Below are 14,233 nucleotides of genomic sequence, written 5' to 3' on the forward strand. Positions count from 1 at the left end.
CTTCGATGCGTTCATTTTTTTCGGGGTTTACCCGATATCGTTCTGCAGTGCAGAACCACGATCCTACGGCAGAAGGGCGCTGGTTAAGCTGAATTCCCTCTCTCACGGTGACTTGTTGGAAGGAATCCGCCAGGATGCAGAACAGAACGATGGAGACCAGCGTGGCCCCGCCAGGCCTGCGGCGCACCAAGCGCCAAGCGTGGCGGCGCGGCGACTTGTACATGAACAGGAGTGGCGCCTGATGGACATGTTCCTGCAGCAGGTGCTCAACGGCCTCACGCTGGGCGGCGTCTACGGGCTGGTGGCGCTGGGCCTGACGCTGGTGTACGGCATCCTGCACGTGCCCAACTTCGCCCATGGCGCGTTCTACATGGTGGGGGCGTTCGTTTCGTTCCATGCCATGACGGCCTGGGGCTTCAACTATTGGGTGGCGATGGGCGTGTCGGCACTGGCGGTGGCGGCGCTGTCGGTGCTGGCCGAGCGCATCGTGTTCCACCCGCTGCGCAACGCCTCGGGCCTGCACCCCATGGTGGCGGCCATCGGCGTGCTGCTGTTCCTCGAGGCGGCGGCGCAGGCCATCTGGGGCGCCGACTTCCAGCGCATGCAGACGCCTTACCCCGGCATCATCGACCTGGCGGGTGTCACGGCGCCGATCCAGCGGCTGATGATCATCGGCGCGGCCTTTGCGCTGATGGTGGTGCTGCACCTGTTCCTGACGCGCACGGTGATGGGCTCGACCATCATCGCCATGGCGCAGAACCGCGACGGCGCCTCGCTGGTGGGCATCGACGCCAACCGCGTGGCCATGCTCACCTTCGCCATCTCGGGCGCGCTGGCGGCCATCGCGGCCACGCTGTACGCGCCCATCAACCTGGTGTTTCCGGCCATGGGGCACCTGGTGATCACCAAGGCCTTCGTCATCATCATCCTGGGTGGCATGGGCAGCGTGCCGGGTGCCATCGTGGGCGGGCTGATCATCGGCTTTGCCGAGAGCTTCGGCGCGTTCTACATCTCGACCGACTACAAGGACATCATCGCCTTCGTGCTGCTGGTGGTGATCCTGTCGGTGCGCCCGCAGGGCCTGTTCGCCAAGGGAGCACGCTGATGGCCTGGCTTGAAAAATGGGGCTGGTGGCTGCTGATCGCCGCTGGCCTGGCGTTTCCGCTGCTGGCCAGCAACGACTACCTGCTGACGGTGATGGGCAAGGCCTTCATCTTCGCCATCGCCACGCTGGGGCTGAACCTGATCACGGGCTACACCGGGCAGTTCAACCTGGCGCACGCCGGCTTCATGGCCGTGGGTGCCTACACGGTGGGCATCCTGACCGTCGACCACCAGGTGCCGTACTGGATCGCCTTCGCGCTGGCCGGCGTCGTCACCACGGTGCTGGGCTATTTCATCGGCATCCTGTCGCTGCGGCTGCGCGGGCACTACTTCTCGATCTTCACGCTGTGCGTGGGCTACATCATGTTCCTGGTGATCGAGAAGTGGGAGGGCCTGACGCACGGCACCGTCGGCATCATGGGCATCCCCGCACCGTCGCTGGGCTTCATCACCTTCGACTCGCCGCTGTCGCTGTACTACCTGGCGCTGCTGTTTCTGGTGGTGGGCGTGTGGGCCATGCGTCGCATCGTCGGCTCGCTGCTGGGCCGCACCTTCATGGCGGTGCGCAACAGTGAAGAGTTGGCCGAGGCGCTGGGCACCAACCTGATGCGCACCAAGACGCTGTCCTTCATGCTGTCGGTGTTCTACGCCGGTATCGCCGGTGCGCTGTACGCGGGCTACGTGCGTTTCATCGGCCCCGACATCGCGGCGGTGGAGCACACCTTCGACATGACCATGTTCATGATCGTCGGCGGCCTGGGCACGGTGCTGGGCCCGCTGCTGGGCGCGCTGGGCATGCCGTGGCTGACGCAGTACCTGCAGTTCCTGCAGGAATACCGCTTCCTGGTGTTCGGGCCGCTGCTGGTGTTTCTGGTCATCTTCGTGCCGCACGGCATCGTGGGCACCTACCTGGGCTGGCGCGCGCGCCAGGCCGCGCAGAAGTCGGAGGCGCGCCGTGCTCAAGATTGAACACCTGACCAAGCGCTTCGGCGGGCTGCTGGCGGTCAACGACGTCAGCACCACCATCGAGACGGGCAAGATCAACGCCATCATCGGCCCCAACGGCGCCGGCAAGACCACCTTCTTCAACCTGATCGCCGGCGTGCACAAGCCCACCTCGGGCACCATCACGCTGCAGGGTGACGACGTGACCTCGCTGCGGCCCGACCAGGTGGCGCAGCTGGGCGTGGCACGCACCTTCCAGACCACGTCGCTGTTCGACATGGCCACGGTGCTCGACAACCTGATCGTCGGCCACCGCCTGCGCACCAGGTCGGGCCTGCTGGACGTGCTGCGCGGCTCCAGCCTGCTGCGCGAGGAAGAGCGCATCTGCCGCGAGAAGGCGCGCGACGCGCTCAACTTCGTCGGCGGCTCGCACCTGGAAAACCGCATGGCCGGTGACATCTCTCAGGAAGAGCGCAAGCGCGTCGCCTTTGCGCTGGCGCTGGCCACCAACCCGCGCCTGCTGCTGCTCGACGAGCCGGCCGGTGGCGTAAACCCCGACGAGACCCAAGGCCTGGCCGAGCTGATCCGCAAGATCGTCAAGAGCGGCATCACCGTGTGCCTGATCGAGCACAAGATGAACATGATCATGAGCCTGGCCGACAAGATCATGGTGCTGAGCTACGGCGAGAAGATCGCCGAGGGCACGCCGGCCGAAATCCGCGCCAACCCCGTCGTCATCGACGCCTACCTGGGGAGCGACCATGCTGACGCTTGAGAACGTATCGCTCAACTATGGCAGCTTCAAGGCGCTCGACGGCGTCACGCTGCACGCGAAGCAGGGTGAACTGGTGGTGCTGCTGGGCGCCAACGGCGCGGGCAAGAGCTCGATCTTCCTCACCATCAGCGGCATCCACCGCGCCGCCGGCGGCAGCATCCAGTACGACGGGCAGCAGCTGATCGGCCGCAAGCCCTCGGCCATCGTGCAGGCGGGCGTGGTGCAGTGCCCCGAGGGGCGCAAGCTGTTCCCCATGATGTCGGTGCAGAAGAACCTGATGCTGGGGGCCTACGTGCACCGCCGCGATGGCGAGGGCAACCGCCAGCGGCTGGAGGACGTCTACCAGCTGTTCCCCATCCTGCGCGAGAAGAAGGACGACCCGGCCGGTTCGCTCTCGGGCGGGCAGCAGCAGATGGTGGCCATCGGCCGCGCGCTGATGGGCCGCCCCAAGATGCTGCTGCTCGATGAACCCTCGCTCGGCCTGGCGCCGCTGGTGATCAAGCAGACCTTCGAGGTCATCCAGCGCATCAACCAGGCCGGCACCACCGTGCTGCTGGCGGAACAAAACGCCTTCGCCGCGCTCAAAATTGCCCACCGCGCCTATGTGCTGGAGAACGGCCGCATCGTCATGGAAGGCGATCCCGAGAGCCTGTTGCACAACGACGAGGTGCGTCGTGCCTACATCGGCGCGTAGCCTTTTCGCAGCGTTGACCCGAGTTTTTCACCTGAACTGACCCAAGGAGACACCCATGAAGTTCAAGACCACGATCCGCCTGTGCGCCGGCCTGCTGACCGCAGGCGCCCTCGGTGCCGCCCCGGCGCTGGCGCAGGAGGTCGTCAAGATCGGCTACACCGGCCCGCTGAGCGGCGGCGCCGCGCAGTACGGCAAGAACGTGCTCAGCGGCATGGAGATGGCCGTCAAGGAAGTGAATGACGCCGGCGGCTTCGACGTGGCCGGCAAGAAGTACAAGCTGGAGCTGGTGGCGCTGGACGACAAGTACAACCCCAGCGAAGCCGCCACCAACACCCAGCGCCTGGTGCAGCAGCACAAGACGCCGGCGGTGCTGACACCGCACTCGGGCGGCATCTTCGCCATGCAGGCCATCAACGAGCAGCTCAAGGTGCTGGTGCTGGGCTATTCCAGCGTGCCGCAGATCACCGCGCGCGGCAACAAGCTGACGCTGCGCATCCCGCCCGAGTACACGGTCTACATCAAGCCGTTCATCGAGCAGACCATGGCCAAGTTCGGCAAGAACGTGGCCATCGCCAGCGCGGACCACGACTACGGCAAGGCCTGGGTGGCCGCGTTCAAGCCGGCCTGGGAAGCCGCTGGCGGCAAGGTGGTGGCCGAGAACCTGATGTCCTACAACCGCGCCACCGACTTCTACAGCGGCGTCAGCCGCGTGCTGGCGGCCAAGCCGGACCTGATGTTCATCGGCGGCGCCTCCGAGCCCACCGGCCTGGTCATCAAGCAGGCGCGCGAACTGGGCTTCAAGGGCGGCTTCATGATCATCGACCAGGCCAAGATCGACGAGATTGCCAAGATCACCGGCGGCCTGGGCCCGCTCGAAGGCGCGGTGGGCGTGCTGCCAGTCGTGGACGATCAGAAGCCCGCCGCCAAGGACTTCGTGGCCCGTTACCGCAAGTTCGCCAATGGCCGTGACCCCGGCACCGAGGCCATGTTCAACTACACCGCCGTGCATGTGACCGTGGACGCCATGAAGCTGGCCGGCACCACCACCGACGCCATGGCCATCCGCGCGAACCTGGACAAGGCTTTCAAGGCCATGCCGCCCAGCACCAACCCGTTCGGCTTCACCGGCGTGGATGACAAGGGTGGCACCACCGCCAACGGCCGCATCGCCGTGGTGGAAGGCGGTAAAGTCAAGGAAATTGCGATCAAGTAAACCCAGCCATTGATGGCCAGCGCGGCGCAGGCACCACGCCAGGCCGCCAGCTGCAGGAGGTCCCGGCTGTGCCGAGGACCTCCTGTTTTTTTGGAGCGACCGAAAAATGAGTGAGATGGTCCACCTGGGCTTCATCGGCTACGGTGAAGTCGGCAAGATATTCAGCGCCGGTCTGCGCGCCCAGCCCGGCGTGGCGCAGGTGGGCGCGTGGGACCTGAAGTTCGACCGGGCAGACACGCGCGAGGCCGAGCGCCGCCACGCCGCGCAGGCCGGCGTGCAGGCGCACGATTCATCGTCCAGCCTGTGTGCGGCGAGCGATGTGCTCGTTTCCGCCGTCACCGCCTCCAGCACGCTGGCGGTGGCCGAAGAGGCCGCACGCCATGTTCGCCCCGGCACCTGGTTTCTCGACCTCAATTCCGCCTCGCCCGGCACCAAGCAGCAGTGTGCCGCGCTCATCGAGGGTGCCGGGGCGCATTACATCGAAGCGGGCGTGATGACCTCGGTGCCGCCCTACGGCATCCGGGTGCCCATGCTGCTGGGCGGTGCCCGCGCGGGCGCGCTGGCCGAGCGGCTGAGCGCCTGGGGCATGGATGTGAAGGTGGTGAGCGCGCAGCTGGGCGTGGCCAGCGCCATCAAGATGTGCCGCAGCGTGATGATCAAGGGGCTGGAGGCGCTGGTGATCGAGAGTTATGCGGCCGCCCGCGCCTACGGCGTCGAGGACCATGTGCTGCCCACCTTGCAGGAAACGTTTCCGGGCATCGACTGGACCCAGCAGGGCGCCTATTTCTTCAGCCGCGTGGTGCAGCACGGCCAGCGCCGCGCCGAGGAGATGCGCGAATCCGCCCGCACGGTGCAGGAGGCCGGCTTCGAGCCCCTCATGACCCGGGCCATCGCCGACAAGCAGCAGTGGGTGGCCGACCAGGCACGGGCTGGCGTGTTCAAGGAATTGCCAGCGGGCGCTGCGTGGCAGGCCTTTGCCGATGCCTTGATCGCGGCGCGCAAGGGCTGAGCGTCCCCATCGACGCACGGAGCGGCGGGCGAGCAAGGCATCGGCGCTGAGGTCGCACGCTGTTGAATAATCCACGCGCGGTGCGCGGCGTGCGACCCGGGGGCGCGTCAGTTGCTCGCGTCGGGGCAGATCGATGACGCGCACGCCGGCCCTGTTGCTTGCCCATGCTCGACATTCTTTCCATCACCGGCCCCATCTACATCACCATCGCGCTGGGCTGGCTGGCCAAGCGGGCCGGCCTGTTCGACCGCGGCGACATGCGGGTGCTGGGCAAGTTCGTGCTGTACGTGGCGCTGCCGGCGCTGCTGTTCGATGCCGTGGCCAAGCGGCGTCTGGACGAGATTCTGGAGTGGCGCTACATGGCCGTGTTCGCGCTGGGCGCGCTGGCCACCATGGCGGTCGGCCTGTGGTGGATGCGCCGCGTGGCGCGCCAGCCCGCCGTGCTGAGCGTGGTGCAGACCATGGGCATGTGCTGCCCCAACTCGGGCTTTGTCGGCTACCCCATCAACCTGCTGCTGCTGGGCCCGGTGGCGGGCTTGATCCTGGGCATGAACATGCTGGTGGAGAACCTGCTGCTGATCCCGCTGCTGCTGGCGCTGATGGACGCAGCCAGCGGCGCGGGGCACTGGCGTGCGGTGGTGCGCGGTGCCGCGGCGGGGCTGCTGCGCAACCCGATGGTGCTGGGCCTGTCGGCTGGGCTGCTGGTGTCGCTGCTGGGCCTGCCCCTGCCGGCGGTGGCCGACCGCACGGTGGGCCTGTTCGCGCAGGCCAGCGCGGCGGTGTCGCTGTTCGTCATCGGCGGCTCGCTGGCGGGGCTGCGGATCAAGGGGCTGGGCGCGCAGGTGGCGCAGATCGCCGCGGGCAAGCTGCTCGTGCACCCGCTGCTCACGGTGGGTGCGCTGCTGGCTCTGGAGGCACTGGGCATGCCGCCAATGGATGCCGCCCTGCGCACCGGCGTGGTGCTGGCTGCGGCGTGCCCGATGTTCGGCATCTACCCCATTCTGGCGCAGAAGCACGGCCACGACGGGCTGGCCGCCGCGGCCCTGCTGGGCACCACGGTGGCCTCGTTCTTCACCATCAGCGCCGCGTTGTGGCTGCTGACGGGTTCATGAGTGAAAAGTGCCTGCAGCGCTTTTGTGGCGGGCGCAGGCAGCTATCAAATCAGAAGCGAATGCCGGTCGGGTTGGTGGTGGTGCGCTGGGGCGCCACGCTGGGGCCGGCGGGCGCTGGCGCAGGCTCGGCCGGCTCGGCGGCCTGGGCGGCGGGCGCAGCCGCCGCCGCTGTGCGCGCCACCAGCGGCGTGGCGGCGGGGCGGCGGTAGCTGGCGGGCAGTTGCGAGGCCTTGGGGTAACCGGCCGCGTCGAGGTACTGGCTCCACTCGCTGTCCGAAAAGCCCTTGAGCTGCTGGCCGCCGATGGTCAGCAGCGGCAGGCTGTTGTTGCCGGCCAGGCGCTGCAGGGCGGCGATGTCGTCGTTGGTCTCCACCGTCTTCTCGGTGAAGGGCACGCCGCGGTTGCTCAGCAGGTTGCGGCCGCTGTTGCAGGGTGCGCAGGTGGACGAGGTGTACAGCGTGACCGGGTAGCGCTGCACGGTCTGGTTGAGCTGGTAGGGCAGTGCGCCACCACCGCCCGACGCCGCCGCGCCGCCACTGGACACCGCCGGTGCGGCCTGCGTGGGCGGCTTGTCGGAGAAGGTGACCCGGCCATCCGGCCCCACCACGCGGTAGACCTGCGCCTGCGCCACGCCGGCCAGCAGCAGGGCGCCGGCGGCAGCGGCGAGCAATCGGGCGGAAGGGCGGTGGGGCACGGGCAACTCCTTGGTGCGGTGGTGGATGTGTGTCGGGATCAGGCCATGCCCTGATGGCGCAGCAGCGCGTCCATCGTGGGCTCGCGGCCGCGGAAGGCCTTGAACGATTCCATGGCCGGGCGGCTGCCGCCGGCTTCCAGAATCTCGCGGCGGTATTTTCGCCCCGTTTCCACGCTGGGCAAGCCATCGGGTGTGACGCTTTCCTCGAAAGCGGCGTAGGCGTCGGCGCTCAGCACCTCGGCCCACTTGTAGCTGTAGTAGCCCGCCGCGTAGCCGCCGGCGAAGATGTGGCTGAAGGTCTGCGCGGTGCGCGCAAAGGGCGCCGGTTGGATCACGGCGACCTCGGCGCGCACTTCATCGAGCAGCGGCTGGAAGTCATCCGCCGGGTCGTGCTCGGTGTGCAGCAGCATGTCGAACAGGGCGAACTCGATCTGCCGCACGGTCTGCATGCCGGCCTGGAAGTTCCTGGCGGCCAGCATCTTGTCGAACAGGGCGCGGGGCAGCGGCTCGCCCGTATCCACGTGCGCCGTCATGTGCTTGAGCACGTCCCATTCCCAGCAGAAGTTCTCCATGAACTGGCTGGGCAGTTCCACCGCGTCCCACTCCACACCGCTGATGCCCGAGACATCGCGTTCGTTCACCTGCGTCAGCATGTGGTGCAGGCCGTGGCCGAATTCGTGGAACAGGGTGATCACGTCGTCGTGCGTCAGCAGGGGCGGCTTGCCATCCACGCCCTCGGCGAAGTTGCACACCAGTTGCGCCACGGGCGTCTGCAACTGCGCGTTGTCGGGCCGCAGCCAGCGGGCGCGCACGTCGTCCATCCAGGCGCCGCCGCGCTTGCCGGCGCGCGCGCCGGGGTCGAGGTAGAACTGGCCGAGCAGTTTTCCGTCGCGCTCGATGCGGTAGAACTCGACCGAGGGATGCCACACGGGCGCGCTGTCGCGGCGGATGACGACCTCGAACAGCGTCTCGACGATCTTGAACAGGCCTGCCAGCACCTTGGGCGCCTGGAAGTACTGCTTCAGCTCCTGCTCGCTGAAGGCGTAGCGCGCTTCCTTGAGCTTCTCGCCGATGTAGGCCCAGTCCCAGGGCTGCGGGTCGGCCAGTTGCAGTTCCTTGGCGGCGAAGTCGCGCAGATCCTGCACGTCGCGCTCGGCGTAGGGCCTGGCCTTGGCGGCCAGCTGGCGCAGGAAGTCGATGACTTCGGTGGGCGAGTCGGCCATCTTGGGCACCACCGACACCTCGCCGAAGTTGGCGTAGCCCAGCAGCTGCGCCTCTTCGCGGCGCAGCGCCAGAATCTCGCGGATCAGCGGCGCGTTGTCGTACTTCACGCCGTCGCCCTCGGCCTGGTCGGAGGCGCGCGTGACGTAGGCACGGTACAGGCGCTGGCGCAACGCGCGGTCGTGCGCGAACTGCATCACGGGCAGGTAGCTGGGCAGCTTGAGGGTGAGCTTGTAGCCCTTCATGCCATCGGTTTCAGCCGCAGCGCGGGCGGCAGCCTTCACGTCGGGCGGCACGCCGTCCACCTCGTCCTCGGTGGCGTAGTACGCATAGGCGTCGGTGGCGTCGAGTGCGTTCTCGCTGAACTTCTGGCCCAGCTCGGCCTGGCGCTCCTGGATGGCGGCGTAGCGCGCCTTGGCCTCGCCCTGCAATTCGGCGCCGCCCAGCACGAAGCCGCGCAGCGCGTTCTTGTGCGCCTGGCGCTGCTCTGGCGTCAGCGCGTCGGGGTTCATGGCCTTGTACTTGGCGTACAGGCGCTCGTCGCTGCCCAGACGGGTCCAGAACTCGGTGATGGCGGGCAGGGCGGCGTTGTAGGCGGCGCGCAGCTCGGGCGTGTCCATCACGGCGTTGAGGTGGCTGACGGCGCCCCAGGCGCGGCCCAGGCGTTCGGTCGCCACGTCCAGCGTGCGCGCCAGCGTGGCCCAGTCGGCGGGCAGCTCGGGCGCCACGGCGGCCTCCAGGCCGGCTTCGGCACCGCCCAGCAAGTCGTCGATGGCCGGGGCCACGTGCTCGGGGCGAATCTGGTCGAACAGGGGAAGGTCGGAGAAGTCGAGGAGGGGATTGGCCATGGCGCGTCAGTTGGGGACGGAGGTGAGAATGTCAAGCATAAAGGTATAAAAATGATAGCTGCTTGCGCTTGTGGGACGTGCGCTGAAGCCCAATTTCGCCTGTCAATCTTCGGTCGCTGAAACAGCCGGACGCAGAGGACGCAAAGGATTCGCAGAGGACGCAAAAGTAAAACCTGATCTTTTTTGAATTCTTCTGCGTCCTCTGCGAAATCTCTGCGTCCTCTGCGTCCGGTATCTGGTTTTCGGTACGCGGCAGCCCACGCGCCGGCCGCCTCAGCGCCGCGCCCGCACATCCACCCCGACGAACACCGAGCGCCCGGCCGCCGGCTCGAAGAAGCGGCCGTTGCCCTCGTTGACGATGACCGAACCCGCGTAACGGCGGTTGCCGAGGTTGTCGATGCGCACGAACGCAACGCCTAGCGGTCTTGTCTGCAGCGTTGGGGAACGTTCGGTTTAGGCTTGTACCGGACACTGGCGACGACCCCTCGCGGAGTAAGAGGGGGGAAGACGCGAAGCGTCTCAGGGGGTGTTTCGCTTCAAGCGCTGGCGCGCTCGGCCGCCTCGATGGTGTTGACCAGCAGCATGGCGCGTGTCATGGGGCCGACACCGCCGGGCACCGGGGTGATCCAGCTGGCCACATCCTTCACGCCGGCAAAGTCCACGTCGCCGCACAGCTTGCCGGCGTCGTCGCGGTTCATGCCGACGTCAATGACCACCGCACCGGGCTTGACCATGTCGGCCGTCAGCACGTTGCGCTTGCCCACGGCGGCGACCACGATGTCGGCCTGCCGTGTCTGCGCCGCCAGGTCGGGCGTGCCGCTGTGGCACACGGTGACGGTGGCGTTGGCTTGCAGCAGCATCAGCGCCATGGGCTTGCCGACGATGTTGCTGCGGCCGATGACCACGGCGTGCTTGCCCTTCAGGTCGGTCATGCCGATGGATTCGAGCATCTTCATGCAACCGTAGGGCGTGCAGGGGCGAAAGCCGGGCTGGCCCACCATCAGCGCGCCGGCGCTGGCCACGTGAAAGCCGTCCACGTCCTTCTCGGGCGCGATGGCTTCGATGACGCCGTGGCTGTTCATGTGCCGGGGCAGCGGCAGCTGCACCAGGATGCCGTGCACCGCCGGGTCGGCGTTGAGCTGGGCGATGCGCGCCAGCAGGTCGGCCTCGGTCATGTCGGTCGGGTAGCGCTCCAGCGTGGCGCCCAGGCCCGTCTGCTCGCTGTCGGCCACCTTGTTGCGCGTGTAGACCTGGCTGGCCGGGTCTTCGCCGACCAGGATCACGGTGAGGTGCGGCTGCACGCCGCGAGCCTTGAGCGCCTGCACGCGGTGCGCCACGTCGGCGCGGACTTGGGCGGCCAGGGCGTTGCCGTCGATCAGCTGGGCAGTCATGATTCGGATTTACAAGAAAAATGGCTGCAACGCCCGTCCATCAAGCGCGAGCAGCTATTGAAATAGAAGCAAAGCGGGCTCAGGCCTTCGGGGCGTTCTGCCCCAGGGCGATCTTCAGCAGGTCGGCCACCGTATTGGCGCCCAGCTTTTCCATGATGTTGGCGCGGTGCGCCTCCACCGTCTTGATGCTGATGCCCAGGTCGTCGGCGATCTGCTTGTTCAGGCGGCCGGCGACGATGCGCTCGAGCACCTGCGCCTCGCGCCCGGTGAGCTTGGCCAGCAGCGCGTCGCGGCTGGCGGCCTGCTGGTGCTCGGTGAACAGGGCGCGGGCCTGCTCCAGCATGCGCTCGACCAGCGGCACCAGCTGTTCTTCCTTGAACGGCTTCTGGATGAAATCCATCGCGCCTTTCTTCATGGTGTCGACGGCCAGCGGCACGTCGCCGTGGCCGGTGATGAAGGCGATGGGCAGGGGCGACTTGCGCTCGAGCAGGCGGTCCTGCAGTTCCAGGCCGCTCATGCCGTCCATGCGGATGTCGACGATCAGGCAGGCGACTTCGCGCGGGTCGTAGCGGGCCAGGAAGACCTCGGCCGACTCGAAGCAGCGCACGCGGAAATCCTGCCCTTCGAGCAACCATTGAACCGAATCGCGAACGGCTTCGTCGTCGTCCACCACATACACCGTTCCTCGCTTCGGAATCAGACTCATGCCACTACCTTGGTGTTGTTGTCGGACGGGCTGGCGTCCTGCACCGGGCCGACCGGAATCCAAAAACTGAAGCGGCAGCCCACGACCTGGCCGGCATTGTAGAGGTTCTCGGCATGGATCCGGCCCTGGTGCGACTCGACGATGGAGCGGCACAGATTGAGGCCGATGCCCATGCCGTCGTTCTTGGTCGAGAAGAAGGCTTCGTACAGCCGGGCCAGCGCTTCTTCGGTCAGGCCGCGGCCGGTATCGGTGACGCTGAACTGCACCGCCGGCTGCTCGTCGACCTCGCGCTGGGTCACGCGCAGATCGACCAGGCGGTTGCCGGTGGCGCGCTGCGCCACGTCGATGGATTCGGCACCGTTCTTGATCAGGTTGATCAGCACCTGCTCGATCAGGATCGGGTCGACGTGCAGCGCCGGCAGGCGCGGCGCCACGTAATGGCTCAGGCGCACCTGGCGGCGGCGCAGTTCGATCTCGGCCAGCTCCACCACCTGCTCGACCATCGGCATCACCTCCGACCACTGGCGGCGCGGCTCGCTGCGCTTGACGAAGCTGCGGATGTGCTGCACCACCTGGCCGGCGCGCTGCGCCTGGCGTGCGGTCTTGTCCAGCGCGCCCAGCAGGTCGTCCTCGCTGATGCTGCCGCCCCGGATGCGCGAGATCATGCCGGTGCAGTAGTTGCTGATGGCCGTCAGCGGCTGGTTCAGCTCGTGCGCCACGCTGGAGGCCATCTCGCCCATGGTGATCAGGCGGCTGGCGGTCTGCGCGCGCTCGGCCTGCGCGGCGGCCTGTTCCTCGGCCTGGCGGCGCGCAGTGATGTCGGTGGCGATCACCATCTGCGCCAGGCGGCTGTCGACCCAGTTCAGGTAGCGCGAGCGCACTTCCAGCCATTTGCCCAAGCGTTCGATGTAGATCTCGGCATGCTCGGCCAGCGAGCCGGTGGCGATGCTGTCGAGCGGCAGGCCGGCGAAGGAATCGACGGCATCCAGGCTTTCGTCGGACAGCTGTGTCTCGGGCGTGCCGGCGCGCACCACCAGCTGCAGGTGCCCGTCGGTGGTGCCGCCGAACCACTGGCGGTACAGCTTGTTGGCGAACAGCAGCTCCTGGCTGCCCAGGGGTGCTACAGAAACAGAAGCATCCAGCGCTTCCAGCACGGTGGTGAAGCGCTCGTAAGAGGCCGAAAGCTGGCGTCGCACGCGGTTGGGCTCGGTGATGTCGGTCATCGACGCCATCCAGCCGGTCTGCTTGCCGGTGGCGTCGATCAGCGGCGACACGTAGAAGCGCGCATCGAACAGCGTGCCGTCCCTGCGCTTGACGCGCATCTGAAAGCCCGCCGGGTCGGAGCTGCCGATCAGCTCGTCGCTGAGCCGCGCGGCCAGCGCCTCGCGGTCTTCGTCGGGCCAGTAGGAGAACGGCTCGGTCTGGCCGATCAGCTCGTCCTCGGTCCAGCCGGTCATCTGGCAGAAGGCCGGGTTGACGTAAATGATGCGGCCCTGCATGTCGAGCGCACGCATGCCGGTCAGCATGGAGTTTTCCATCGCGCGGCGGAAGGTGGTTTCGGCCATCAGCGCCTGCTGGGCCTGCTGCCGGCGCTGCGACTGGCGCCAGTTGGCGATCAGCATCCAGGTCGTCATGGCCGCCAGCACCGCCACCAGCCAGAACAGCGTGCCGCCCACCACGCCCTGCGACGTGCGCCAGGCCTGCGCCCGCAGCACCAGGCCGTTGCCCACCGGCGAGACGGGAATGTCGAATTCGTTGACCTTGCCGCTCCAGGGCAGTCGGTCCGACAGGCCAGGGCGTTCCGGGATGCTCTGGCCGGCCAGCAGCTGGTCCTTGCCGTCGAACAGCGCCACGGCGTACTTGGCCAGCACCTCGGCGGGCACGCCGTAGCGCAGCAGGCCGTCGACCGAGAACTCGGCCAGCAACTCGCCGGCGAAGTGCGCGCGCGGCGTGATCGGCACGTGCATGTACAGCACAGGTTCCACGCCTTTTTCGGACAGCGGCTGCGTGTACACCGGCTGGCGCAGGTCGCGCGCCAGGTCGAAGCCTTCCAGCACCTCGCCCCGCTTCAGCTGCCCGTCGGCCACCCAGGCGCGCTGGCGCGGCACGCTGGGCGAGGTCTGCGTCGCCATCAAGCGGCGCTGGTCGTCGATCCAGCTCAGCGCCATCAGCTCGGGGTACTGCAACACCAGCGATTCGGCGCGGATGTCGAACTGCATGGGCGACATGTCGCGGTCCGAGATGTCGCGCGCCAGGCGCATGAACTGCTCCTGGCGCTCCAGCAGGCGCAGGCGCAGGCGCTGCTGGCTGTATTCCACGTCGCGCTTCACGGCCTCCTGCTCGCGGTGCACTTCCTCCAGCCGCAGATACCAGAACGCCGTGGCGATGGCGGCCAGAAACAGCAGCACGGCCGCCAGCGGGGCCAGGTGGATGAGGCGGTCCTGCCCACGAACGAGCCGTTGCCACCAGGGCAGCGGGGGCCCGGTATCGAGCAGGGTGGACGCGAGATCGGACGCCATGG

The 14,233-nt window shown here is 67.5% G+C and carries 13 protein-coding genes; 7 read left to right on the plus strand and 6 right to left on the minus strand.

The window, feature by feature from the left end:
* Positions 1–241 precede the first annotated feature (241 nt).
* The 7 genes from ACFSCU_RS12275 to ACFSCU_RS12305 all read left to right on the plus strand — a co-directional run bounded on the left by ACFSCU_RS12275 (position 242) and on the right by ACFSCU_RS12305 (position 6,852).
* On the plus strand, positions 242–1,105 hold the full coding sequence (locus ACFSCU_RS12275; RefSeq protein ID WP_333707194.1) for a branched-chain amino acid ABC transporter permease: 864 nt from the start codon (positions 242–244) through the stop codon (positions 1,103–1,105).
* A complete protein-coding gene (locus ACFSCU_RS12280; protein ID WP_180551407.1) occupies positions 1,105–2,073 on the plus strand; it encodes a branched-chain amino acid ABC transporter permease in 969 nt (322 codons plus the stop codon). The genes ACFSCU_RS12275 and ACFSCU_RS12280 overlap by 1 nt, the downstream gene beginning before the upstream one ends.
* Positions 2,060–2,824, plus strand: coding sequence for an ABC transporter ATP-binding protein (locus ACFSCU_RS12285; RefSeq protein WP_180551408.1), 765 nt, complete (start codon positions 2,060–2,062; stop codon positions 2,822–2,824). The genes ACFSCU_RS12280 and ACFSCU_RS12285 overlap by 14 nt, the downstream gene beginning before the upstream one ends.
* Positions 2,811–3,518 carry an ABC transporter ATP-binding protein gene (locus ACFSCU_RS12290; protein ID WP_180551409.1) on the plus strand — a complete coding sequence of 236 codons (708 nt, stop codon included), beginning with the start codon at positions 2,811–2,813 and terminating at the stop codon, positions 3,516–3,518. Before ACFSCU_RS12285 ends, ACFSCU_RS12290 begins: the two co-directional genes overlap by 14 nt.
* A 55-nt stretch (positions 3,519–3,573) precedes the next feature.
* Entirely contained in the window at positions 3,574–4,731 is a 1,158-nt protein-coding gene (locus ACFSCU_RS12295) for an ABC transporter substrate-binding protein (RefSeq protein WP_180551410.1), read from the plus strand.
* A 106-nt stretch (positions 4,732–4,837) separates the two neighbouring features.
* Complete coding sequence (locus ACFSCU_RS12300; protein WP_180551411.1) at positions 4,838–5,740, plus strand: DUF1932 domain-containing protein; 903 nt, start codon at positions 4,838–4,840, stop codon at positions 5,738–5,740.
* Between the two features lie 164 nt (positions 5,741–5,904).
* On the plus strand, positions 5,905–6,852 hold the full coding sequence (locus tag ACFSCU_RS12305; RefSeq protein ID WP_180551412.1) for an AEC family transporter: 948 nt from the start codon (positions 5,905–5,907) through the stop codon (positions 6,850–6,852).
* A gap of 49 nt (positions 6,853–6,901) precedes the next feature.
* Here the strand turns inward: ACFSCU_RS12305 and ACFSCU_RS12310 are convergent, their stop codons facing one another.
* The 6 genes from ACFSCU_RS12310 to ACFSCU_RS12335 form a co-directional block, all read right to left on the minus strand.
* Complete coding sequence (locus ACFSCU_RS12310) at positions 6,902–7,546, minus strand: DUF4124 domain-containing protein (RefSeq protein WP_180551413.1); 645 nt, start codon at positions 7,544–7,546, stop codon at positions 6,902–6,904.
* Between the two features lie 38 nt (positions 7,547–7,584).
* Entirely contained in the window at positions 7,585–9,615 is a 2,031-nt protein-coding gene (locus ACFSCU_RS12315; RefSeq protein WP_377560811.1) for a M3 family metallopeptidase, read from the minus strand.
* 273 nt (positions 9,616–9,888) lie between these two features.
* Positions 9,889–10,020 carry a hypothetical protein gene (locus tag ACFSCU_RS12320; RefSeq protein ID WP_257645876.1) on the minus strand — a complete coding sequence of 44 codons (132 nt, stop codon included), beginning with the start codon at positions 10,018–10,020 and terminating at the stop codon, positions 9,889–9,891.
* A gap of 131 nt (positions 10,021–10,151) precedes the next feature.
* Positions 10,152–11,006: a bifunctional methylenetetrahydrofolate dehydrogenase/methenyltetrahydrofolate cyclohydrolase FolD gene (gene folD / locus ACFSCU_RS12325; RefSeq protein WP_180551414.1), complete on the minus strand. Its 855-nt coding sequence runs from the start codon at positions 11,004–11,006 to the stop codon at positions 10,152–10,154.
* A gap of 79 nt (positions 11,007–11,085) precedes the next feature.
* Positions 11,086–11,712 (minus strand): response regulator transcription factor, encoded by a 627-nt coding sequence (locus tag ACFSCU_RS12330; protein ID WP_180551415.1) that lies wholly within the window; start codon positions 11,710–11,712, stop codon positions 11,086–11,088.
* Complete coding sequence (locus ACFSCU_RS12335) at positions 11,709–14,231, minus strand: PAS domain-containing sensor histidine kinase (protein WP_377560813.1); 2,523 nt, start codon at positions 14,229–14,231, stop codon at positions 11,709–11,711. The genes ACFSCU_RS12330 and ACFSCU_RS12335 overlap by 4 nt, the downstream gene beginning before the upstream one ends.
* Positions 14,232–14,233: the final 2 nt, after the last annotated feature.

Source organism: Ottowia beijingensis (assembly GCF_042680925.1).
GTDB lineage: Bacteria > Pseudomonadota > Gammaproteobacteria > Burkholderiales > Burkholderiaceae_C > Ottowia > Ottowia beijingensis.